General features: G+C 69.7%; 23 protein-coding genes and 1 pseudogene. 9 read left to right on the top strand and 15 right to left on the bottom strand.

The window, feature by feature from the left end; translation table 11 throughout:
* Window positions 1–167: 167 nt before the first annotated feature.
* The gene (locus tag VQ03_RS15360) at window positions 168–1,298 is read right to left on the bottom strand and encodes a hypothetical protein (protein WP_245292096.1); all 1,131 of its coding nucleotides are present in this window, start codon (window positions 1,296–1,298) and stop codon (window positions 168–170) included.
* A 750-nt stretch (window positions 1,299–2,048) separates the two neighbouring features.
* Between VQ03_RS15360 and VQ03_RS15355 the strand changes: the two genes are divergently transcribed.
* The gene (locus tag VQ03_RS15355) at window positions 2,049–3,056 is read left to right on the top strand and encodes a helix-turn-helix domain-containing protein (RefSeq protein ID WP_167376101.1); all 1,008 of its coding nucleotides are present in this window, start codon (window positions 2,049–2,051) and stop codon (window positions 3,054–3,056) included.
* Between the two features lie 176 nt (window positions 3,057–3,232).
* Window positions 3,233–3,811, top strand: coding sequence for an HD domain-containing protein (locus VQ03_RS15350; protein WP_048451760.1), 579 nt, complete (start codon window positions 3,233–3,235; stop codon window positions 3,809–3,811).
* Window positions 3,812–3,982: 171 nt separating this feature from the next.
* On the opposite strand, the gene VQ03_RS15345 is transcribed toward VQ03_RS15350, so the two are convergent.
* The 6 genes from VQ03_RS15345 to VQ03_RS15320 form a co-directional block, all read right to left on the bottom strand.
* Window positions 3,983–4,633, bottom strand: a complete 651-nt coding sequence (locus VQ03_RS15345; RefSeq protein ID WP_048451759.1) for an aspartate/glutamate racemase family protein — start codon at window positions 4,631–4,633, stop codon at window positions 3,983–3,985.
* Between the two features lie 74 nt (window positions 4,634–4,707).
* On the bottom strand, window positions 4,708–5,046 hold the full coding sequence (locus VQ03_RS15340) for a hypothetical protein (RefSeq protein ID WP_053078599.1): 339 nt from the start codon (window positions 5,044–5,046) through the stop codon (window positions 4,708–4,710).
* Between the two features lie 66 nt (window positions 5,047–5,112).
* Window positions 5,113–5,583, bottom strand: coding sequence for a Cys-tRNA(Pro) deacylase (gene ybaK, locus VQ03_RS15335; RefSeq protein ID WP_048451758.1), 471 nt, complete (start codon window positions 5,581–5,583; stop codon window positions 5,113–5,115).
* A gap of 14 nt (window positions 5,584–5,597) precedes the next feature.
* Complete coding sequence (gene bla / locus VQ03_RS15330; RefSeq protein WP_048451757.1) at window positions 5,598–6,491, bottom strand: class A beta-lactamase; 894 nt, start codon at window positions 6,489–6,491, stop codon at window positions 5,598–5,600.
* A 165-nt stretch (window positions 6,492–6,656) separates the two neighbouring features.
* The gene (locus VQ03_RS15325) at window positions 6,657–6,878 is read right to left on the bottom strand and encodes a hypothetical protein (RefSeq protein ID WP_048451756.1); all 222 of its coding nucleotides are present in this window, start codon (window positions 6,876–6,878) and stop codon (window positions 6,657–6,659) included.
* 4 nt (window positions 6,879–6,882) lie between these two features.
* The gene (locus VQ03_RS15320; RefSeq protein WP_048451755.1) at window positions 6,883–7,068 is read right to left on the bottom strand and encodes a hypothetical protein; all 186 of its coding nucleotides are present in this window, start codon (window positions 7,066–7,068) and stop codon (window positions 6,883–6,885) included.
* Between the two features lie 208 nt (window positions 7,069–7,276).
* Between VQ03_RS15320 and VQ03_RS15315 the strand changes: the two genes are divergently transcribed.
* Entirely contained in the window at window positions 7,277–7,786 is a 510-nt protein-coding gene (locus VQ03_RS15315) for a ferritin-like domain-containing protein (RefSeq protein ID WP_048451754.1), read from the top strand.
* Window positions 7,787–7,926: 140 nt separating this feature from the next.
* On the opposite strand, the gene VQ03_RS15310 is transcribed toward VQ03_RS15315, so the two are convergent.
* From VQ03_RS15310 to VQ03_RS15295, 4 genes are all read right to left on the bottom strand, one after another.
* Window positions 7,927–8,625 carry a carbonic anhydrase gene (locus VQ03_RS15310; protein ID WP_048451753.1) on the bottom strand — a complete coding sequence of 233 codons (699 nt, stop codon included), beginning with the start codon at window positions 8,623–8,625 and terminating at the stop codon, window positions 7,927–7,929.
* A 36-nt stretch (window positions 8,626–8,661) separates the two neighbouring features.
* Entirely contained in the window at window positions 8,662–9,177 is a 516-nt protein-coding gene (locus tag VQ03_RS15305) for an NUDIX hydrolase (protein ID WP_048451752.1), read from the bottom strand.
* Window positions 9,174–9,905: a DUF429 domain-containing protein gene (locus VQ03_RS15300; protein ID WP_048451751.1), complete on the bottom strand. Its 732-nt coding sequence runs from the start codon at window positions 9,903–9,905 to the stop codon at window positions 9,174–9,176. The genes VQ03_RS15305 and VQ03_RS15300 overlap by 4 nt, the downstream gene beginning before the upstream one ends.
* A gap of 178 nt (window positions 9,906–10,083) precedes the next feature.
* Window positions 10,084–11,358 carry a D-amino acid dehydrogenase gene (locus VQ03_RS15295; RefSeq protein WP_342586465.1) on the bottom strand — a complete coding sequence of 425 codons (1,275 nt, stop codon included), beginning with the start codon at window positions 11,356–11,358 and terminating at the stop codon, window positions 10,084–10,086.
* 138 nt (window positions 11,359–11,496) lie between these two features.
* Between VQ03_RS15295 and VQ03_RS15290 the strand changes: the two genes are divergently transcribed.
* Complete coding sequence (locus VQ03_RS15290; RefSeq protein WP_048451749.1) at window positions 11,497–11,967, top strand: Lrp/AsnC family transcriptional regulator; 471 nt, start codon at window positions 11,497–11,499, stop codon at window positions 11,965–11,967.
* 66 nt (window positions 11,968–12,033) lie between these two features.
* On the opposite strand, the gene VQ03_RS15285 is transcribed toward VQ03_RS15290, so the two are convergent.
* Window positions 12,034–12,729: a GntR family transcriptional regulator gene (locus VQ03_RS15285; protein WP_048451748.1), complete on the bottom strand. Its 696-nt coding sequence runs from the start codon at window positions 12,727–12,729 to the stop codon at window positions 12,034–12,036.
* 176 nt (window positions 12,730–12,905) lie between these two features.
* Between VQ03_RS15285 and VQ03_RS15280 the strand changes: the two genes are divergently transcribed.
* The 5 genes from VQ03_RS15280 (at window position 12,906) to VQ03_RS15260 (ending at window position 18,415) form a co-directional block, all read left to right on the top strand.
* Window positions 12,906–13,931, top strand: coding sequence for an ABC transporter substrate-binding protein (locus tag VQ03_RS15280; protein ID WP_048451747.1), 1,026 nt, complete (start codon window positions 12,906–12,908; stop codon window positions 13,929–13,931).
* A 17-nt stretch (window positions 13,932–13,948) separates the two neighbouring features.
* On the top strand, window positions 13,949–14,713 hold the full coding sequence (locus tag VQ03_RS15275) for an ABC transporter ATP-binding protein (protein WP_048451746.1): 765 nt from the start codon (window positions 13,949–13,951) through the stop codon (window positions 14,711–14,713).
* 29 nt (window positions 14,714–14,742) lie between these two features.
* Complete coding sequence (locus VQ03_RS15270; protein WP_425350072.1) at window positions 14,743–15,606, top strand: ABC transporter permease; 864 nt, start codon at window positions 14,743–14,745, stop codon at window positions 15,604–15,606.
* Window positions 15,607–15,837: 231 nt separating this feature from the next.
* Window positions 15,838–17,634 (top strand): L-arabinonate dehydratase, encoded by a 1,797-nt coding sequence (gene araD, locus VQ03_RS15265; RefSeq protein ID WP_083468026.1) that lies wholly within the window; start codon window positions 15,838–15,840, stop codon window positions 17,632–17,634.
* 31 nt (window positions 17,635–17,665) lie between these two features.
* A complete protein-coding gene (locus VQ03_RS15260) occupies window positions 17,666–18,415 on the top strand; it encodes an FkbM family methyltransferase (protein WP_048451745.1) in 750 nt (249 codons plus the stop codon).
* A gap of 89 nt (window positions 18,416–18,504) precedes the next feature.
* Here VQ03_RS15260 and VQ03_RS15255 read toward each other — a convergent pair whose 3' ends face one another.
* From VQ03_RS15255 to prfH, 3 genes and pseudogenes are all read right to left on the bottom strand, one after another.
* Entirely contained in the window at window positions 18,505–18,738 is a 234-nt protein-coding gene (locus VQ03_RS15255; protein ID WP_048451744.1) for a hypothetical protein, read from the bottom strand.
* Window positions 18,739–18,992: 254 nt separating this feature from the next.
* Window positions 18,993–19,226, bottom strand: coding sequence for a hypothetical protein (locus VQ03_RS35290; RefSeq protein WP_048451743.1), 234 nt, complete (start codon window positions 19,224–19,226; stop codon window positions 18,993–18,995).
* Between the two features lie 334 nt (window positions 19,227–19,560).
* A pseudogene (gene prfH / locus VQ03_RS35285) lies at window positions 19,561–20,037 on the bottom strand (peptide chain release factor H); the annotation flags it as partial.
* Window positions 20,038–20,078: the final 41 nt, after the last annotated feature.

Raw genomic sequence — 20,078 nt, 5'->3', positions numbered from 1 at the left:
GTCATCGTGGATCTCCGGTCGGTCGAGCCGGCGCGACCGTAATCGGGGCGGGGGCCGGGCGCCAGGGGAGCGCCGCACCGAAGATGCGGCGAAGATCCTCTCCGGTGCAGCCGGTCGCTGTCGGGATGAGCGACAATCGAACGGCGGCTTTCTCCAGGGGAACAGGATCAGGACTGATTCTGCTTCATCAGAGCCTCGCAGCCGAGGCGGTACGTGAGGTCGCTGTAAGAGAGAGAATCCGCGATGAAGCGGTCGAAGGCGGCGATCCAGCGCGGTGTCAGGACGATGAACTGCCCCTTGTCACCGTGGCGCGCCAGGAAGCCGTGCTGTTCTGCGGCGAGCAGCATGTTCCGGATGTGTGAGCGGGAAACCCCGAATTGCGGGGCGAGCACAGCGAGATCGGCCTCTCGCACGCCGCTCTCCGTGGTTTCCCCGCCGAGGCGGCACAGGGTGAACAGGATCGAGAGGGCGCTGGTCGCCGCCAGGAAGAAGACGACGTCGAGGTTGCGCCACGCCACCTTGACGGCGCCCTCGAGCACGGGAACGGAGGCGCCTCCGTGGGCCTTCTGGAAAGCCGGGCTGCGATCGATGGCGAGGGCGTAGCCAGGCTCCGGAAACAGGACCGCCAGAGGCTCGAAATGCGCCGCCATCCACTCGCGGTCCCAGCGCAGCAGAGCTTCGGTCGGGACGAGAAGGCGGACGCGGCTGTCGGCGGGATGATGGCGCAGCTCCAGAAACTCGGTCTGGACCAGGCGCGCGACGAAGTCGTCGATGAAGCGTGGGCTGGCGAACCCGAAATCGGCGACCGTCTCCTTGAGCCGCTTCAGGGTCGGCCACGTTTCGCGATCATCCTCGATGTATCGCGCATGCAGGCACACGATGATCGCCAGCGTCGTGACGCGGCCGGCATCGGCGCTCGATTTTCCAGGAAATCCCTCTATTTTGTAAACGTCGATGCAATTATCGATGTAGACCTCGCGGCACTCTTGAAATCGCGGATGTGATAATATTTCTTCGGTCGTATGATGGACAATCATTTCTTGTGCATTCATAATGTACCCCATGTCATGCATGCCGATTCCCGGAAGAGAGGGCGTCAGATCGGTCTGCATCCCTCTTTGTGCGTCATCTGAGTTGATGCCATGCACGAAAATCCCGATGTGCGAACACGGCTGCACATCGATCGAAGCGTATAATGCGCCACGTTCGCTAGGTAAAGGCGGCGGATCCAATGGGATGGAAATGTAAAAGCAAATATTATGAAAGGTTCGAATTACGAACAGGGTGTCGCTGCTCACGAGTGTCGTGGCGAGGCAGTCCACCTCCTGCTCCGATCCGGCTCACGCCTGCAACCCGAGCCTGTCCTGCCCGTCGGCAGTGTTGACACCCTCCGCGTCAAGTCCGGAGCCGCGCAGCGCAGCCCGGAATTCAGAAATGCCGATGGCTCAGAGCCTGTTTGACTGAGATGATCAGTGTATCTGTGGGTCTTTCCCATGCACAAACTCACCCTGAAGTATCGGCGATCGGAGTTCGCGCACGATCTACGATCGAATGAGGGCTCCAGCTGCCCGGGCGATTTCTTAAGTCATCTTCCGAGGCTCCCTTTGGTCGCACGCGATCTCCGATCGCCGGCACCTCAGGATCAGGTCGAGAAGGGGAAAATCCTCGATTCAGGTCAAACAGGCTCTCAGGAGTAAGTGGAGAGCATCCCGCTCCGTTCTGCATCACCTGAGTTTATGGATTTCGGGCTCCGCTGCGCGGTCCGGAATGACGCCGTGGGTTCGAGATCTGTCGAGACCGGTCGAACAGGCTTTCCCTTACGCCATTTCGTGGCCATTGCGGCCCGGCACCGGGCAGCCGGATCTGCGATCGTCGCAAAATTTGCCAATGAACGCGCTTGTCGCTGCGGAATCGGCTGGATAAATCAAATCTCAGATGAGCCGTCGCCAATGTGATCTTGAGGGTCGAGATCGCGAGCAATGGCGTTAGGTCATGAGCGTTCAAGCGAGGAAGGGCTCGCTTTTCGACATCAATTATAGACGGTCATGATGTCAGGTATTCCTGTCGATTGCTTCGCATTGGATGCTGATCCGGCTACGGCCTGGAAGTCATGGGCAGAGCACCTTGCGCCGATCTTCGACGTGCGCCCGGTGCCGGACACGCATACCGGCCCGGAGATCGGGATGCGAAGCTACAATCTCGGCTCGGTCCTCGTCGGAGAGATATCGGCTCCTGCTCAGATGTTAGAGCGGAACGGCCGCACGGCGGCGCGCCAGGGCATCGACCATGTTCTGATCCAGTTCTACCGGCGCGGCAGAAGCGAGGTGCGGACGGACCGGTCGGAAGCCGTGATCAACCCGTCGGACTTCGTCATCTATGACCTGGCTCAGCCGGTCGCCGTCTCGTCGTCAGCCATGGAAGCCACCAGCATCCTCGTTCCCCGGGCCTTGCTCGGCAGCCGCAGCGGGCAGATCGGCAGCCTGCACGGCAGCGTGTTCGGCACCGCACACGATCGGATGGCGCAGATCTTCGCCTCCTATCTGTGCGAGGTGGTGGCCGGTTGCGGTGACCTGACCACCCAGCACGCGGCGGGCATCGCCAAAGCGGCGGCCTCGCTCTGCGCCACCGCGCTCCCGGAACCCTCGGAGGATGCCGCGACCACGGAAAGCCGCATCAGCCTCGCCGTCAGGACGTTCATCCAGGACAATTTGGGCGCTGCGGATCTGGGACCGAAGAGGATCTGCGCGCATTTCGGCCTGTCGCGGGCGACGCTGTACCGTCAGTTCGCGGCCGATGACGGCGTGCAGAACTACATCCGCAATTGCCGCCTGGCTCAGGCGATGCGGCTGCTGACGGCTCCGCCCGACGGCGGCCGGCCGCGTATCTCGAGCGTCGCCTATGCCACGGGCTTCTCGGATGAGAGAAACTTCAGCCGTGCCTTCAAGCGGCGCTTCGGCTGCCTGCCGCGCGACGTTGCCGTCCGCCGGATGGTCGAGCCGCATCAACCCGGAACCTCCCGAAGGCTCGGCGAATGGATCCAGCAGCTCGGTCTGTGAGGGCGCCCCGGAGCGTGTGAGGCCTGCGAGCCGCAACGACCGCATGCGCCTTGCGGCACCTGGTTGCCCTTCGCGACCCGATCGTGCACGACCTCGCGGTCGGTCCCGCGGCGGATGACGTCGCGCTCGTCCCCGCGGCCGTCGAGGCCGGCTGTCACCGAGGAGGTTGTCTGCCCTTGACCCCCGACGAACTCGCCGGAACACTGGATTTCCTGCGGCGGGCCGAGGCCCTCAAGAGCACCCTGCGCAGCGGCACCACCGCGTCCGGCCGGCAGGAGAGCACGGCCGAGCACAGCTGGCGGCTCTGCCTGATGGTGATGGTGCTGGCCGGGAGCGTCGGCGGGGTCGATGTGCTCAAGCTCATCAAGATGTGCCTCATCCACGACCTCGGCGAGGCGATCGGCGGCGACATCCCGGCGACCGATCCCCGCGCGGCGGACAAGACGGCGCAAGAGCGGCGGGATCTCCTGACTCTCACCGCGCCGCTGCCGCTGGAGCGTCGGCACGAGATCCTGATCCTGTGGGAGGAGTATGAGGCCGGCACCTCGCCGGAGGCGATCCTCGCCAAGGGCTTCGACAAGCTGGAGACGATCCTCCAGCACAACCAGGGACGCAATCCGCCGGGCTTCGACTACGCCTTCAACCTCGTCTACGGCGCCAAGCACACCGCCCGCCATCCGCTGACGGCGGCGATCCGCGCCGTGCTGGACGAGGACACGCGGGCGCGCGTGGACCGGCCGACGAACGGGGATTGATACCAACGGTCGAAAGAAAACGACCTTTGGTTCCGTTCTCGAATTGTCGCCAAGCCTTTGGCGTGAAACCGAAAATTCGAGATGGTTCAACGGCCTGGTGCGTCGGCATCTTAGGCCGTTGGTATGAGAACGCCCATCTGAACCGGCAGGTCTCCGACCGACCCCTCCCGGCTACGTCGCCCGGGCAGCGGCGACCGCCGCCGCGAGGCCGACCGCCGGGCTGGTGAGGGGTCGGATCTCCTCGGGAAGCAGGGCAGCGGCACCGGCCATGGAGGCCTGTGCGAGGGCGACCTGCATCGCACCCGCCTCCCGCGCGATGCCGGCGGCGCGGGCGACCAGGCTCCGATAGCGGTCGAGGTCGCCCGCCTTGAACGCTTCCCAGGCCTGCGGGACCACCTGCACGCTCACCTGCGCACCCGTCGCTTGCGCGGCGGCCTCGAAGAGTCGCCGGGTCGGCTCGACCGTCGTCTCGACGGCGCAGAGCACCGCCACCCTGCCGCCCTCCCTCACCGCTTCGGCGGCAAGCGCCGCATCGACCCGCAGCACCGGCACCGGCGCATCGCGCGCCGCCGTCTCCGCGGCGGGTCCCAGGGTCGAGCACGTCAGCAGCACCGCATCGGCCTCCGCGAACAGGCTGCGCAGGACTGCGACGGTCTCGGCGGCGATCTCGGGCGTAAGCCGCCCCTGCCGTTCGGCGGAGGCGAGCAGGTCGGCGCGCACGGTGTGGCGCAGGCTGACACCGGTCAATCCCGTCATCCGCAGCGCCTCGTCGAAGACGGCGGCGTTGCTGTCGATCGTGTGAAGGCAGGCGATGCGGGGCATGAGCGATGCTCCATCGATGGGCGAGACGGATTTACCCGATGGGGGCGGCGCAGCAAGGCCGGACGCGGTCGATGTCAGAAGCATCCCCGGGGAGGCCGGCGTCCATACGGATCGTCGACGCCGCGCGGAGGCGGGAAGCCGTAATAGCTCGGCTTGCCGAGGCCGAAGGGCGAGCCGACATAGGTGGGGTCGCCGAGCGCGTTGGTGGGCACGAAACCCTCGCAGGCAGGGCCGGCCCGGGTCGCGGGCGAGGCGTCGCTGTCGCCGCGGGGGAAGTAGCGCGGGGGCGGGGCAGGGCCCGGTACGGGCCGCGGCGCCGGCCAGTAGCCGGGCTCCGGCATGTCGGCCGCCGCCGCCGGCCCCGCGAGGCCGAGGGCGATCACGCCCGCAACCAGCCCCACGCCGTACCGCATCCGCCCGCTCCCTGGCCTATTCCCGAGACCGAGCCTTGGCGGATCGTGGTTAACGCTGCGTTTCCGTCAGGTCACGGCCTCGGTGCGAGCCTGGAGCACGCGCACGAGGTCGGCGGGCTTCACGCGCAGCTGCAGCCCGCGCTGGCCGCCGTTCACGAAGATCTCCGGATGGCCGAGGGCGGCCGTATCGACCAGGGTCGGCACGGCCCGCTTCTGGCCGAGCGGGCTGATGCCGCCGACATGGTAGCCGGTCAGCCGCTCGGCATCGGCCGGGCGCATCATCGCGGCGGACTTGGCCTTGAAGGCGGCGGCGAGCGTCTTCAGCGACACCTCCCGGTCGGAGGGCACCAGCACGCAGACCGGCCTGCCGTCGACCGTGGCCATCAGGGTCTTGAACACCTCGCCCGGCGACACGCCCATCGCCTCCGCCGCCTGGAGGCCGATGCGGGGGGCGTCCGGGTCGTACGCGTAGGCGTGGACCGTGTGGGGGATGCCGGCGCGGGCGAGGGCCTGGGTGGCGCGGGTGGTCTTCGACATGAGCCTTCGAGGGGTCAGGCGCCGGGGAAGCTCCGGGCGATCAACCGGCCCACTTCGGCGTGCAGGGCATCGCGCGCGGCGGGCTCGGCCGGTGACCCGGTGAGATACACCGCCGCGAGGATCGGCGCACCGTCCGGCCGGTGGATCAGCGCCACCACGTTGGCGGTGCCGTTGTCGCCGGTGCCGGTCTTGTCCGCGACGCGCCACCCTTCCGGCAAACCGGCGCGCACGCGCTTGAGGCCGGTCGGACTCTCGTTCATCCAGCCGGCGAGCCTCGCGCGCGACTTGTCCGTCAGGGCTTGGCCGAGCAGCACATTGTCCAGGAGGCCGACCATCGCCGCCGGGCTCGTCGTGTCGCGCGGGTCGCCGGGGATCGCGGTGTTGAGCGTCGGCTCGGTGCGGTCGAGGCGGGTGACGGTATCGCCGTGGGCGTGAGCGAAGGCGGTGATTCCTCCGGGGCCGCCCAGGGTGTCGAGCATCAGGTTGGCGGCGGTGTTGTCGCTCCACACCACGGCGGCGGCGCAGAGTTCCGCGAGCGTCATGCCGGTCTCGACGTGCTTCGCCGTGACCGGGGCATAGCTGAGGACGGCGTCCCGGCCGTAGGTGATCCGGCGGTTCAGGTCGTCCTTGCCCGTGTCGGCCCGGGCCAGCACCGCCGCGGCGGCGAGCGCCTTGAAGGTGCTGCACATCGGGAAGCGCTCGTCGGCGCGGTGGCCGAAGCGCCGGCCGGTGGCGGTGTCGCGCACCTCGACCCCGAGCCTCCCGCCGTCGCGCCGCTCCAGCTGCGCGAGCCGGGCGGCCGCATCCTCCGCCGCATTCGCATTCCTGGCGGCGCAGGTGGCGAGCGCCGCGCCGATCAGGGCGGCGCGGCGGGTGAGACCGGGCTGAAGAAGGGCGGGGTCGGACATGAGCGGGCTCCCTGCACGCGGTTCGTCAGGGAAGCCCTTCTGAGCGTGGACCTTGGCGATATCGCGCTGAGGCCGTGACGGGATCGGGGCGCCCGCCCCGCCGTTTCACGGGAAACATCCTTAACGGAGGCTGCCCTTCTTCGGCGGGACGGTACCTGGCCGACGTCAATGCGAGCGCGGCGAATGCCCTTTCCGATCGGGGTCGTGCGTGTGATGCCGGTCGCGCTCGCCGCCGCCGCCCGAGACGTGGGAGCGGCTGTCGCTGGTGGCCGCGCCCGGGTTCGGGCCGTCCTGCGCCGTGGGGTCGGGACGGTCGGGGGCTTGGTGGCTGCTGCCGGGGCCGCCATGGTGGCGGTTGGCGGCGTCGGTCTTGTCCGAGGTGCTCATGCGATCACCGATCCTGCTGGTAGCCCTGGTTGGTGGTGTTCACCTTCGAGTTGCCGGCTTGGCCGATCTTGTCCGGATCCTTGGTCTGGTTCGCGCCCTTCGGCCCGGACTCGGTCGGGGCGCGCTCGGCGCTGCCCGGGCCCTTGTCGGAGCGGTTGGCCGGCGGCACGGGCGGCGGTGACGCAGTCATGGCGAGTCTCCCTGGGGTTGGAGCGAGGTGGTCTCCTCGCCGTGGAGGGCGGACAACGCCGGTCCTCTGCGGGCGTTCCTGGCCGATCGGGCCACCTCGGATACTTTGTCACAGTATGAGTATCTGAGGCGAACCGGCGTTTGCGGAGGGCGTTGGCCCGGGCAGCAGACCCCTGCCCCGACACACCGCCGCCAGGAAGGAGCCCCCGATGGCCGAGGACGTCCGCTCGCTCTACGTGACCGCCCTGAAGAATACGCATGCGCTCGAATTGCAGGCGCTCCAGATCATGGAGCGGCAGGTCGAGCGCCTGGAGCGCTACCCCGACATGGAGGCCGCCCTGCGCCGGCACATCACCGAGACGCATGGTCAGCGAGACCGGCTGGACGAGGCCCTCGCGGCGATGTCCGAGAGCCCTTCGGCCCTGAAGGAGGGCGTGCTCGGCTTCATGGGCAACATGGCGGCGCTCGCCCACACCCCGGCCCAGGACGAGATCCTGAAGAACGCCTTCGCCAACCGCGCCTTCGAGAATTACGAGGCGGCCGCCTACGACGCGCTGATCACCCTGGCGGAGGCCGCCGGCCAGAGCGCGCGGCTGCCCGCCTTCGAGATGTCGCTGCGGGAGGAGCTGGCGATGGCCCAGGCCATGGCCGACCTCGTGCGGCCGACGACGCGCCGCTATCTCGAACTGACCATCGGCGGCGGCAAGGCGGATCGATAACCGTCCGAGCCGGGAGAACCGCCCCGGCCGGGGATCCGGCCGGGATCGTCGCCCGTTCGCACGGGCTCGGGTGACGGCCCGGCCTCACGCCGGGCCGAACCTGGAGACCGAACCTGGAGACCGTCGGACCGGTCGCGCGCTCAACCCCCGCTGCCCGCTTCGTCCTGGCACCGGATCAGCCGGGTCGGGTGCGCCGCCCGGTCGGGCTCGGCCAGGCGGAACTCGCCGGTCTCGGGGTCGCGGATCCGCAGCTGGCCGGTGGCGATGCCGAAATGCGCGCCGTGGAGCTGCAGCTTGCCGCGCTCCACCAGGATGCGCACGCAAGGGAACGTCATCAGGTTCCGCAGGCTGTTCGTCACCGTGGCGTATTCGAGCTGCTCGAGGTAGTCCGGCCCGCGCGGCTCGTCGCCGAGCGCCTCCGCCGCCGGGCGGATCAGGGACACCCAGCGGCCGATGAAGTCGCCGGGCGAGAGCGGCGCCGCATCGTCCGCATAGGCGCGCACGCCGCCGCAGCGGGCATGGCCCAGCACCACGATGTGCTTCACCTTGAGCGCCTGCACGGCGAATTCGAGCGCCGCCGAGGTGCCGTGATACTCGCCGCCGGTCTCGAAGGGCGGGACGAGGTTGGCGACGTTGCGCACGACGAACAGCTCCCCCGGCCGCGCGTCGAAGATCACCTCCGGCGAAACCCGGCTGTCGCAGCAGCTGATGATCAGGATCTCGGGGCTCTGCCCCTCGGCGAGGCTGGCATAGCGGTCCTGCTCGCGCACGAACCGGTCGTCGAGGAAGGCGCGGTAGCCCTCCGTCAGCGCGGAGGGGAAGGGGGTCGCGTCGGCCATGGGGTCTCGCACTCCTTGAAGGGCTCTGCGGTAGGCTTACGCCGCGCCAGGGCCCCAGGACAATGTCACGACCGCGGGGATCGCCTCGCCGGCCACGAGCCTTTTGGCCAGATCGGCCAAGCCTTGCGGCTCCACGCGCTCATGGGTCGCCGCCAGCTCGTCGAGCGGCCACCAGCGGGTGCCGTAGACGGGGTTGTCCTCGGTCTCGGCCAACCGGCTGGTATCGACCCGGTCGTCGGGCAGCCGCACCACGAAGTAGCGCTCGCGGGCGAAGCGCGGCTTGTTGAACAGCGTGAACGGCCCGTCGCAGCGGGCGACCTGGGGCCCGAGGGGGGCATCCTCGACGCCGATCTCCTCCGCCAGCTCGCGCCGGCAGGCCTCCTCCGGCGTCTCGCCGGGCTCCATCCCGCCTCCGGGCATGAACCAGAAGGTCCGATCCCCCGGCCGGCTCGGGTCGACGTCGCGCGAGGCCTCGTAGGCGATCAGGAGGAGGCGGCCTTTCGGGTCGAGCACCAGGGCGCGGGCGATGTCGCGGGTCGGCAGATCGGTCATGCGGGTGCCTCGCTGAGGGGTAGCGTCCAGATCGCCGCCGGCAGGCCGTGGGCGTCGCGCTCCGGCGGATCGGGATACGGCACGCCGCGCCCGTTGGCGATGGCCCGTGCCACCGCGAGGGCCGCCAGGGCGTCGAGGAGGTCGTCGGGCTTGGCGCCCCGGGGCGGGGTCAGGTCGGCCGGCAGGCCGGCTTTGGCGAGAAGGTCGCGCCGCAGGGCCGCGCCCTCCGGCTTCCGCTTCGCGGCCGCGAGCGGGGTCCCGCCGTTGAGGCTCCGGAAGGCGAGTTCCGGATGCACCTCGTAGACCCGCGCCTGCAAGTCGGGCCGGGCGCGCAGCAGGGCATCCGCCTCGCGGATGCGGGGAAAGATCGCCTGCGCGGGCGGGGAGGGGGCGAAGGGCTGGGTCCCGGGCCGGCGCGACAGGGCGATGGCCGCCGTATAGTCCAGCGCGTAGACGACGCTGCGGGCCGAAGTCGGGAAGACCGAGGCGCGCCGCGGGCCCAGCAGCGCCCGCACCAGAACCTCGGCGGTCCGGCCGCCGGGCCCGACCCGGTCCGGCAGGCCGATCGGGATGTCGACCGCCACGACCGCCGGCGCTTCGGCTGCGTCGCAGATCGCCTCGAGGCTCGGCAGGACCCGGGTGCGGATTTTTTCGGGGTTACCGTCGCCCGGGCCGAAGACCGCGACCCAGCCGCCCGGGCACCCGTCCACCCCTGCGACCCACGTCATCCGCCGATTCTCCCGCTCGGTGTCGGGATTTAGCGCGGGAGAGGCGGTTGTCGCGGATGGATGCCGTCGGTTGCCGAGCGGGCGCCGAGAGGCCCGCTCCACAGGGTCATCCCGGGCTCCGCTGTCGCGGACTCGGGATGACGCGGAGGGTGTCAGTCATCGTGTACGAGAGTGAACCTCACGCCGCCTTGGCGTAGCGCGACTCGGCCAGATCCCGATGGTCGATCTCCGGCGCCCGGCCGCCGATCAGGTCGGCGAGGAGGCGGCCCGAGCCGCAGGCCATGGTCCAGCCGAGCGTGCCGTGGCCGGTATTGGTGTAGAGGTTGGCGTAAGCTGTGGCGCCGACGATCGGGGTGCCGTCCGGCGTCATCGGGCGCAGGCCCGTCCAGAACTTCGCCTGCGAGACGTCGCCGCCCTCCGGGAAGAGGTCGAGGACGGAGCGCTCCAGCGTCGCCCGGCGCGGGCCGCGCAAGGCCTGGCTGAAGCCGGCGAGCTCGGCCGTGCCGCCGACCCGGATGCGGTCGCCGAGCCGGGTGATCGCCACCTTGAAGGTCTCGTCCATCACGGTCGAGACCGGGGCGGCATCGGCGTCGGTGATCGGCAGGGTCAGGGAATAGCCCTTCACCGGATAGACCGGCAGCTCGATGCCCAGCGGCTTCAGCATCGCCGGGGTGTAGCTGCCCATGGCGGCGACATACGCGTCGGCGGTCAGCACCTCGCCGCCGGCGAGCCCCACGCCGGCGATCCGGCCGCCTTCCTGGCGAAGGCTGGTGATCGTCGCGCCGTAGCGGATCGTGACGCCCATGCCCTCGCAGATCGCCGCGAGGCGCTGGGTGAAGAGATGCGCGTCGCCGGTCTCGTCGCCGGGCAGGCGCAGGCCCCCCACGAAGGAGCCGGCGACCCGGGCGAGCGCCGGCTCGGCCGCGATGCAGCCCGCCGGGTCCAGCACCTCGTAGGGCACGCCGTACTCGTCGAGCACGCCGGTATCGTCGCCGACATGGTCGAGCTGCTTCTGGGTGCGGAAGAGCTGGAGCGTGCCCTTCTCGCGGTGATCGTAGGTGATCCCGGTCTCGGTGCGCAGGTCGCGCAGCACGTCGCGGCTGTACTCGGCGAGCCGCACCATCCGGCCCTTGTTGCGGCGATACGCATCCTCGTTGCAGTTCGCCAGCATCCGGGCGAGCCAGCCGTAGAGCTTGGGCTCCAGGCTCGGCCACAGCACCAGCGGCCGGTGGCGCATCATCAGCCACTTCATCGCCTTGATCGGGATGCCGGGGGCGGCCCAGGGCGCCGAGTAGCCGGGGGAGACCTGGCCGGCATTGGCGAAGCTGGTCTCGAGGCCCGCACCCGGCTGGCGGTCGAGCACCGTGACCTGATGGCCGGCCTTGGCGAGGTAATAGGCCGAGGTGACGCCCACAACGCCGCCGCCGAGGATCAGAACGCGCATCGCCGAAATTCCCTGTCGCGCCCTGCCTGCCCGTGCCCGACCCGGCGCCTGGTCGATGGTCACAGTGTCGCGCAAGGATCGCCGAATTTCCCGCTAGATCGTCGCAGAATCTGCAACTTCATGCTACGACGCGCACGGATCGGCGACATGACGACAGGATCTTGCGCGGTGGCGGGACGGGACGAGATCGACGCGCGCATCCTGCGCGTCCTGCGCGACGACGGGCGCATCAGCAACGCGGACCTTGCCGCCAAGGTCGGCCTGTCGCCCTCGGCCTGCCTGCGTCGCCTGCGGCTCCTGGAATCGAACGGCACCATCCGCGGCTACACCGCCCTGATCGAGGCCGACGAGCGCGAGGCCCACCTCGTGGTCCTGACCCAGATCACCCTCGACCGGCAGACCGAGGAATCGCTCAACCGCTTCGAGGCCGCGGTGCGCCGCTGCCCGGAGGTGCGCGACTGCTACCTGATGACCGGCCTGTCCGATTACCTGATGCGGATCGAGGTGTCGGATGCCGGCGATTACGAGCGCCTGCACAAGGAGGTGCTGTCGCGCCTGCCGGGGGTGGCGCGGATCCAGTCGAGCTTCGCGATCCGGACGGTGGTCGGGCGAGGGTAGGGCTTGATCGCGCGCCTTTCGGAGCGCTTCGGCGTCAGCCCGGCAACCTTCTTCTGACCGCGCGAGTCACGCGAAATACGCCGGCCAGCGCGCCCGGATCTCGTCACCCAGCGCGATCGACTTCGACAGGTGGTCGCGAAGCGCCTCCTGCGCCGCTTCCGGTGTACCCTCGGCGAGTGCCGCCACGATCCGCCGGTGATCGGCCACGATCTGCTGCGCCTTGCCCTCCACCGGCAGGTGCAGGCGGCGCAGGCGGTCGATATGGCCGCTGCGGCGGCGGATCAGGTCCCAGAGGTCGGGGACGGCGGCCGCCTCGCACAGGGCGCGGTGGAAGGCCTCGTCGCTGGCCGACAGCCGCGCGAAATCGCCCTCGTCGGCGAAGACCGCCTGCTCGGCCACGAAGGCCTGGAGGCGGGCGACCAGCGCCCGGTCGGGCGCCTGCGCCAGGGTGCGCACCACCTCCTGCTCGACGGCGCGGCGCAGGAACTGCGCCTGGCGGGCGGCCGCCAGATCGATGCGGCTCACCACCGTCGCCGATTGCGGGAAGATGTCGACCAGGCCCTCCTCCTGGAGCCGCAGAAGCGCGTCGCGGATCGGGGTGGCGCTGAGGCCGAAGCTCGCCTGCAATTCCGGGCGCGACAGCACCGTGCCGGGTGCCAGGTCGAGCGAGACGATCTTTTCCCGGATGAGGTCGAAGACCTGGGGGGCGGCGTGGCGCGAGCGGTCGCGCAGACGCTGCGCACCGGCGAAGACGGCGTTCATGGCGTGACTCGGGGTAGGCGACGCGGGAGCTGCCTGAGCAACCCCCGGAGAAGCCTAGCACGGCCCGGTCCGGGTTGACATACTAATGCATTACCATTTTAGTGCGGGGAACTAGCCGGCGATCAACCACAAGAGCCGGCATGCGCCGCCCACGATGCGGCCTCGGGAGAACGCTCATGCCCCACTCGCCCGCGCGCCGCGCCTTCGCGGCGGGCCTCCTCGCCGCAAGCGCGCTGCTGCCCGGCATGGTCCCGGCCCTGGCGCAGCAGAAGAGCGAGGTCGCGATCACGCGCCAGCCCGGCATCATCTACCTGCCGACCCACGTCATCGAGAAGCAGGGGCTGATCGAGAAGCACGCCGAGCGCTTGGGCGCCCCGGGCGTGAAGACGAAGTGGATCACCTTCACCGGCGGCGGCAGCCAGACCGACGCGCTGCTCGCCGGCGGGGTCGACATCGTCAATACCGGCACCGGCAACCTGCTGCTGCTCTGGGACCGGACGCGCGGCGGGGTGAAGGGCATCGTCGCCACCTCGGCGCTGCCGCTGCTGCTCATCAGCCGCGACCCGAAGATCCGATCGATCAAGGACATCGCGCCCGGCGACAAGATCGCGGTGCCGACCGTGAAGGTCTCGACGCAGGCGATCCTCTTGCAGATGGCGGCGGGCGAGGCTTACGGCGCCGAGCAGGCGAACCGGCTCGATGCCAATACGGTGCAGCTCGGCCACCCGGACGCGGCGATCGCGCTCGCCAACCCTACCCACGAGATCAGGACGCATTTCGCGGCCCCGCCGTTCCAGTACGTCGAGCTGCGCAGCGTCCCGGGCGCCCACATCGTCGCCCGCTCGCCCGACATCATCGGCGGGCCGCTCACGCAGGGCCAGTTCTTCACCACCACGAAGTTCGCCGACGCCAACCCCAAGATCATCCAGGCGGTGCGCGCGGCCTCCGAGGAGGCACAAGCCTTCATCCGCCAGGACCCCGCCAAGGCGGTCGAGATCTACCGGGAGGTGACCGGCGACAAGACGAGCGTCGAGGACCTTCTCAGCTACCTGCGTGAGCCCGGCATGATGGAGTTCAACCTCCAGCCGCAGGGCACGATGCGCTTCGCCGAGCATCTGAGGCAGATCGGCACCCTGCGAACCAAGCCGAAGGCCTGGACCGACTACTACCTGCCGGTCGCCCACGACCTGAGCGGCAGCTGACGGGAGGATACGCCATCATGACCGCCCTCCTCGACGTCCGTGGCGTCACGCTTCGCTACAAGACACCCAACGTGCTGGTCACCGCGACCGAGCGCGTCAGCTTCCGGGTCGAGACCTCGGACCGCTTCGTGCTGCTCGGGCCTTCGGGCTGCGGCAAGTCCACCCTGCTGAAGGCCGTGGGCGGCTACCTGCATCCGAGCGAGGGCGAGATCCGCATCAAGGACCGGGTGGTCAAGGAACCCGGGGCCGACCGGATGATGGTCTTCCAGGAATTCGACCAGCTCCTGCCCTGGAAGACGGTGCTGGAGAACGTGACCTTCCCGCTCCTCAATGCCCGCAAGATGTCCCGCCGCGAGGCGGAGGAGCGGGCGCGCGGCTACATCGAGAAGGTCGGCCTGACGCGGGCCATCGACAGCTACCCCCACACCCTCTCGGGCGGCATGAAGCAGCGCGTGGCGATCGCCCGCGGCATGGCGATGGAGCCCGACATCCTGCTGATGGACGAGCCCTTCGCGGCCCTCGACGCGCTCACCCGGCGCACCTGCCAGGACGAACTGCTGCAGCTCTGGGAGGAGACGAAGTTCACGGTGCTCTTCGTCACCCACTCGATCGCCGAGGCGATCAAGATCGGCAACCGCATCCTGCTGCTCTCGCCCCATCCGGGCCGGGTGAAGGCCGAGGTGCGCGACGTCGACAAGGTCTCGTCCCAGGACGGCAGCGCCGGCCAGCTCGAGCAGCAGATCCACGACCTGCTGTTCGCCGACGAGCCGGCCCATCATTGATCGACCGTCGCGCCCGAGAGGAGGCATTCATGACCGCCACCATGCCGGCCCGCATCATCCTGAGCGACGCGGCGCCCGCCGCCGACGGCGCGGTCGAGCGCCAGCTCGGCACCGCCGAGATCCTGTGGAACAGCGGCTTCGTGCGCAAGACCGCGATCATCGTGGTGCTGGCGCTGGTCTGGGAGGTCTATGCCCGCCTCCTCGACAACCCGCTGCTGTTCCCGACCTTCTCCGACACCGTCACGACGCTGTACCAGCAGACGATCGACGGCACGATCCCGAGCCGGGCCTTCTCGTCGATCAAGGTGCTGCTGATGGGCTACGTCGCCGGCATCCTGCTCGCCGCGACGCTGACCATGCTGGCGATCTCGACCCGCATCGGCACCGACTTCCTCGAGACGATGACGGCGATGTTCAATCCCCTGCCGGCCATCGCGCTCCTGCCGCTGGCGCTGATCTGGTTCGGGCTCGGCAACGGCAGCCTGGTCTTCGTGCTGGTCCACTCGGTGCTCTGGGCGGTGGCGCTCAACACCCATTCGGGTTTTCGCGGGGTCTCGAACACGCTCCGGATGGTCGGGCGCAATTACGGCCTGAAGGGGCTGCCCTACGTCACCAAGATCCTGATCCCGGCGGCCTTCCCGTCGATCCTCACCGGCCTCAAGATCGGCTGGGCCTTCGCCTGGCGCACCCTGATCGCCGCCGAGCTCGTGTTCGGCGTGTCGTCGGGGGCGGGGGGCCTCGGCTGGTTCATCTTCGAGAACCGCAACCTCCTCGACATCCCCGCCGTCTTCGCCGGCCTGCTGACCGTGATCATCATCGGCCTCGTGGTCGAGAACCTGATCTTCCGCACGCTGGAGCGGCGGACGGTGCAGAAATGGGGCTTGCAGCACTGACCTGAACCCTCCCCCCTCTGCGGGGGAGGGGGCCCGGCGGAGCCGGGCGGGAGAGGGAACGACGCTTCCGGAAAGGTCGCGACCACACTGACGGGCGCCCCCTGGATCGGCGTCGCGCTGCCCCTCTCCCGGCCCCTGCTGACGCAGGGACCACCCTCCCCCGCAGAAGGGGGGAGGGGACGGGCGTTGCGGCCCGGCATTCACGAACGACACCGACAGGAGCCTCGAACCATGGCCCGCGACCCGCTCCCTCCGCCCGAACTCGAACCCGGCACCATCCCGGACGGCCCGCAGGCCCGGCGCCGCGAGCCCGCCTCCTTACGCTCCGCCCGCTGGTTCGGGCCGGCGGACCTGCGCTCCTTCGGGCACCGCTCCCGCGCGATGCAGATGGGCTACGCCCCCGAGGAATGGACCGGCAAACCGGTCATCGCGATCCTGAACACCTGGTCCGACCTCCAGCCCTGCCACGCCCATTTCAAGCACCGCGTCGACGACGTGAAGCGCGGGATCCTGATGGCGGGGGGCTTCCCGGTCGAGTTGCCGGCGATCTCGGTCTCCGAGAGCTTCGTCAAGCCGACCACCATGCTCTACCGCAACATGCTGGCGATGGAGACCGAGGAGCTGTTGCGCTCCCACCCGGTCGACGGCGCGGTGCTGATGGGCGGCTGCGACAAGTCCACGCCGGGCCTCTTGCTCGGCGCGACCAGCATGAACCTGCCGGCGATCTACATCCCGGCCGGGCCGATGCTGCGCGGCAACTGGCAGGGCAAGGTGCTGGGCTCCGGCTCCGACAGCTGGAAGTATTGGGACGAGCTGCGCGCCGGCAAGATCACCGACCAGGACTGGCTCGGGATCGAGGGCGGCATCGCCCGCTCCTACGGCACCTGCATGACCATGGGCACCGCCTCGACCATGACGGCGATCGCGGAAGCCGTCGGCATGGTGCTGCCCGGCGGCTCGTCGATTCCGGCGGCCGATGCCGGCCATATCCGGCTCTGCTCGGAATCCGGCCGGCGCATCGTCGACATGGTGTGGGAGGATCTGACGCCGCAGCGGATCCAGACCCGGGAGGCCTACGAGAACGCCATCGCGGTCGCCATGGCGATGGGCTGCTCGACCAACGCGATCATCCACCTGATCGCCATGGCGCGCCGCGCCGGCCACGCCGTCGGCCTCGACGATTTCGAGCGCTACAGCCGCATCGTGCCGGTGATCGGCAACGTCCGCCCCAGCGGCAACGCCTACCTGATGGAGGATTTCTTCTACGCCGGCGGCATCCGGGCGCTGATGAACGAGATCCGCGAGCATCTGCATCTCGACTGCCTCACCGTCAGCGGCCGGACGCTGGGCGAAGCGATCGACGGCGCCAAGGTCTACAATGCCGACGTGATCCGGCCGCTCTCGAATCCGGTCTACGGCCAGGGTTCGCTGGCGGTCCTCAAGGGCAACCTCGCGCCGAGCGGCTGCGTCATCAAGCCGGCGGCGATGGACCAGCGCTTCCTCAAGCATTCCGGCCCGGCGCTCGTCTTCGACGATTACCCATCGTTGAAGGCGGCGATCGACGACGAGAACCTGGACGTGACCGCCGACCACGTGCTGGTCCTGCGCAATGCCGGGCCGCAGGGCGGTCCGGGGATGCCCGAATGGGGCATGCTGCCGATGCCGAAGAAGCTCCTGAAGGAGGGGCACCGCGACATGCTGCGCCTGTCGGATGCGCGGATGAGCGGCACCAGCTACGGCGCCTGCGTGCTCCATGTGGCGCCCGAATCCTTCATCGGCGGGCCGCTGGCTTTGCTGCGCACCGGGGATATCGTCAGCATCGACGTCGAGGCTAGGGCGATCCGCATGGAGGTGCCGGACGAGGAGCTGGAGCGCCGCCGCGCCGCCTGGACCCCGCCGGCCCCGCGCTACGAGCGCGGCTACGGCGTGATGTTCTCGCGCCACATCCAGCAGGCGGACGAGGGCTGCGACTTCGACTTCCTGCGCACCGAGTACGGAGCGCCGGTGCCCGAGCCGGCGATCTACTGATAGGGATCCGGGCGGCAACCCGGAGCATCCGATGACCCGCCCCAAGGGAACCGCCGCCGCGACCGGCCGATCGCTGCGGCTCTATCGCGGCGCGGCCGCGCCCAACGCCGCCATGGATGCGCTCTATGCCCGTTTCGTGCGGCCGGGCGACTTGGTGTTCGACATCGGCGCCCATGTCGGGGATCGCGTCGCGGCCTTCCGCCGCCTCGGCGCCCGGGTCGTGGCACTGGAGCCGCAGCCCGGGCCGGCCCGGGCGCTCCGCCTGCTCCACGGCCGCGACGCGAGCGTGACCCTGGTCGCGGCGGCGGTCGGCGACGCGGCGGGCGAGGTCGCGTTCCACCTCAACTCGGCGAACCCGACCGTGTCCTCGGTCTCCGCGGCGTTCGTGGCGGAGGCGGCGGGCGCGCCGGGCTGGGAGGGGCAGGTCTGGGACCGGACGATCACGGTGCCGGCCACCACCCTCGACCGGCTGATGGCCGAGCACGGGCGCCCGGCCTTCGTGAAGATCGACGTCGAGGGATTCGAGGAAAGGGTGCTGGCGGGCCTGTCCGAGCCGCTGCCCGCCTTGTCCTTCGAGTTCACCACCATCGCCCGGGGCGTGGCGTTACGCTGCCTCGACCGGCTGGCGTCTCTGGGCGCCTACGGGTTCGACGTCGCCCTGGGCGAGAGCCAGGTCTTGCGCTTCGGGCGCTTCGTGGGCCGCGACGAGATGGCGGCGCATCTGACGGGGCTGCCGCAGGCGGCGAATTCCGGCGATGTCTACGCTCTGCTCCGGGCCTGAGCGGCGGCCCCGGCCTCGCGAGGGCCGGCGCGGAACGGGAGGCGACGGATGCCGGCCCGCGGCCGGCACCGATCGGTCAGGCGGGCGGCTCAATCGGCCGAGCGCACGATCTTGGTGATGGCGAGCGGCGGGCGGCCGGACTTCTCCGCGATGTCGCGGTCCTGCTCCTCGATCACCTGGCGGACGGCGGTATCGACGTCGTGCTCGAGCGTGGCGGTCCGGGGCACCCGGCGGTTGGAGCGGCGCGAGCCGTCCTCGTAGTAGACGTCGAACAGGACGAAGCCCGTATCCTGAACCTTCGGCTTCTGCTTCGAACGCAACATGGTCGTTGACTCTTCTTGGCGGCGGGGCGCACGGCGTGACGGCGCGGCCCATGAGGCCACGCTGCGTGCGGCCCGCGCCGCGAGGGGGAGGATCGATCAGACGAGGGCGGTCCTTCGGGCGCCTGGTCGGGGGCCTGCCTCGGAGGGGCGGGCGCGCGACGCGAGCGAGGATATGGGCCCGAACGCCCCCGAACGCCAGCGCGAAGCGCCAGCGTCGATGCCGCAGTGCAAGGAAGCGGGAAGCGGCCCGGCGATCAGCCGGTATACATCACCGCCGCCACCGGGGCGGCCTTGGTCCGGCCCGTATGGGTCATGGCCCAGATCGACCAAGCGGCCAGGCCTGAGCAGGAGAGCAGCACCAGCCCGCGGACATAGCGGCCGCGGTGGATGTCGCGCACGGCATAGACCGGCATCAGCGCCGCCTTGGCGATGTTGCGCAGGGCCAGAACCATCAGGATTGCCAGGAAGGCCGTCACTGTCCCGAGCATGATCCATCCCCCTTTGGCCGTGAGCCATGGCGGAGCTTATCCCCGCAACACGGCGAAACGAAGCCACCCGCCCGAATTTATCACTGCGGCGTGTCAACCAGGCCACAGCGACCCTGCACGCAGAATGGTTAACGATGGGTAACTTTGCCGTCGCGGCATCGCCACCGCTCATCGCACCCGCGCGAAATCCGGTCCCGCATAGGCGCGCACCGCGCTCCCGCCCCGATCCGCGACCGTGACGTGGAGGGCCCAGCGCTCCTGCGCCCCCTCCTGCGCGCGCCTCCGCGCGGGCGCGGAGCGCCAGACCGAGCCGGGTCAGGGCCAGGGCCCGGTTGCGGTGCTGGCTGCGCTCGGTGTCGCAGGTGATGGCGAGGCCGCTCGGCCGGTGACGGAGCCGCACCGCGCTGTCCGTCGTGTTGACGTGCTGGCCGCCGGCGCCGGACGCGCGGAAAGTCTCCCAGCGCAGGTCGGCCTCTCGGATGCCGAGATCCTCGATCCGGGGCGGCACCACCCGGGCGACGGAGACGAACCAGTTCTTGCGCCCGTGACCCGGCCGGAGCGGGCTCGGGCAGGTCCACCGCACGGTGCCCTCCCAGGACCGGGCCCAGGACTCGACCTCGTCGCCTCTGGCCTCCCCGCCGTCGAGGCGGATGAGGGCCGAGAGCAGGCCGGGTTTCCCCGGCACCGCCTCCAGGATCGTGGCGGCGAGGCCTGCCGACGCCGCCTCCCGCACCAGCACGTCGCACAGGCCCGCGACCGCGAGCCGGCATTCGCCGGGCCCGCGGCTGGCGCTGAGTTGCAGCAGGATCATCCTCTCAGCGCTCCCGGTATTTGGCCCCGTAGGCGTTCTTG

It is taken from the genome of Methylobacterium tarhaniae (assembly GCF_001043955.1).
GTDB lineage: Bacteria > Pseudomonadota > Alphaproteobacteria > Rhizobiales > Beijerinckiaceae > Methylobacterium > Methylobacterium tarhaniae.
This window is presented reverse-complemented; position numbering and strand designations above follow the sequence as displayed.

What these genes read in the sequence shown, in the direction of transcription:
- VQ03_RS15355 (WP_167376101.1), top strand. Translation starts at nt 2,049, where the DNA reads ATGTCAGGTATTCCTGTCGATTGCTTCGCATTGGATGCTGATCCGGCT.
- VQ03_RS15345 (WP_048451759.1), bottom strand. Translation starts at nt 4,633, where the DNA reads ATGCCCCGCATCGCCTGCCTTCACACGATCGACAGCAACGCCGCCGTC.
- VQ03_RS15340 (WP_053078599.1), bottom strand. Translation starts at nt 5,046, where the DNA reads ATGCGGTACGGCGTGGGGCTGGTTGCGGGCGTGATCGCCCTCGGCCTC.
- ybaK (WP_048451758.1), bottom strand. Translation starts at nt 5,583, where the DNA reads ATGTCGAAGACCACCCGCGCCACCCAGGCCCTCGCCCGCGCCGGCATC.
- bla (WP_048451757.1), bottom strand. Translation starts at nt 6,491, where the DNA reads ATGTCCGACCCCGCCCTTCTTCAGCCCGGTCTCACCCGCCGCGCCGCC.
- VQ03_RS15325 (WP_048451756.1), bottom strand. Translation starts at nt 6,878, where the DNA reads ATGAGCACCTCGGACAAGACCGACGCCGCCAACCGCCACCATGGCGGC.
- VQ03_RS15320 (WP_048451755.1), bottom strand. Translation starts at nt 7,068, where the DNA reads ATGACTGCGTCACCGCCGCCCGTGCCGCCGGCCAACCGCTCCGACAAG.
- VQ03_RS15315 (WP_048451754.1), top strand. Translation starts at nt 7,277, where the DNA reads ATGGCCGAGGACGTCCGCTCGCTCTACGTGACCGCCCTGAAGAATACG.
- VQ03_RS15310 (WP_048451753.1), bottom strand. Translation starts at nt 8,625, where the DNA reads ATGGCCGACGCGACCCCCTTCCCCTCCGCGCTGACGGAGGGCTACCGC.
- VQ03_RS15305 (WP_048451752.1), bottom strand. Translation starts at nt 9,177, where the DNA reads ATGACCGATCTGCCGACCCGCGACATCGCCCGCGCCCTGGTGCTCGAC.
- VQ03_RS15300 (WP_048451751.1), bottom strand. Translation starts at nt 9,905, where the DNA reads ATGACGTGGGTCGCAGGGGTGGACGGGTGCCCGGGCGGCTGGGTCGCG.
- VQ03_RS15290 (WP_048451749.1), top strand. Translation starts at nt 11,497, where the DNA reads ATGACGACAGGATCTTGCGCGGTGGCGGGACGGGACGAGATCGACGCG.
- VQ03_RS15285 (WP_048451748.1), bottom strand. Translation starts at nt 12,729, where the DNA reads ATGAACGCCGTCTTCGCCGGTGCGCAGCGTCTGCGCGACCGCTCGCGC.
- VQ03_RS15280 (WP_048451747.1), top strand. Translation starts at nt 12,906, where the DNA reads ATGCCCCACTCGCCCGCGCGCCGCGCCTTCGCGGCGGGCCTCCTCGCC.
- VQ03_RS15275 (WP_048451746.1), top strand. Translation starts at nt 13,949, where the DNA reads ATGACCGCCCTCCTCGACGTCCGTGGCGTCACGCTTCGCTACAAGACA.
- VQ03_RS15270 (WP_425350072.1), top strand. Translation starts at nt 14,743, where the DNA reads ATGACCGCCACCATGCCGGCCCGCATCATCCTGAGCGACGCGGCGCCC.
- araD (WP_083468026.1), top strand. Translation starts at nt 15,838, where the DNA reads ATGGCCCGCGACCCGCTCCCTCCGCCCGAACTCGAACCCGGCACCATC.
- VQ03_RS15260 (WP_048451745.1), top strand. Translation starts at nt 17,666, where the DNA reads ATGACCCGCCCCAAGGGAACCGCCGCCGCGACCGGCCGATCGCTGCGG.
- VQ03_RS15255 (WP_048451744.1), bottom strand. Translation starts at nt 18,738, where the DNA reads ATGTTGCGTTCGAAGCAGAAGCCGAAGGTTCAGGATACGGGCTTCGTC.
- VQ03_RS35290 (WP_048451743.1), bottom strand. Translation starts at nt 19,226, where the DNA reads ATGCTCGGGACAGTGACGGCCTTCCTGGCAATCCTGATGGTTCTGGCC.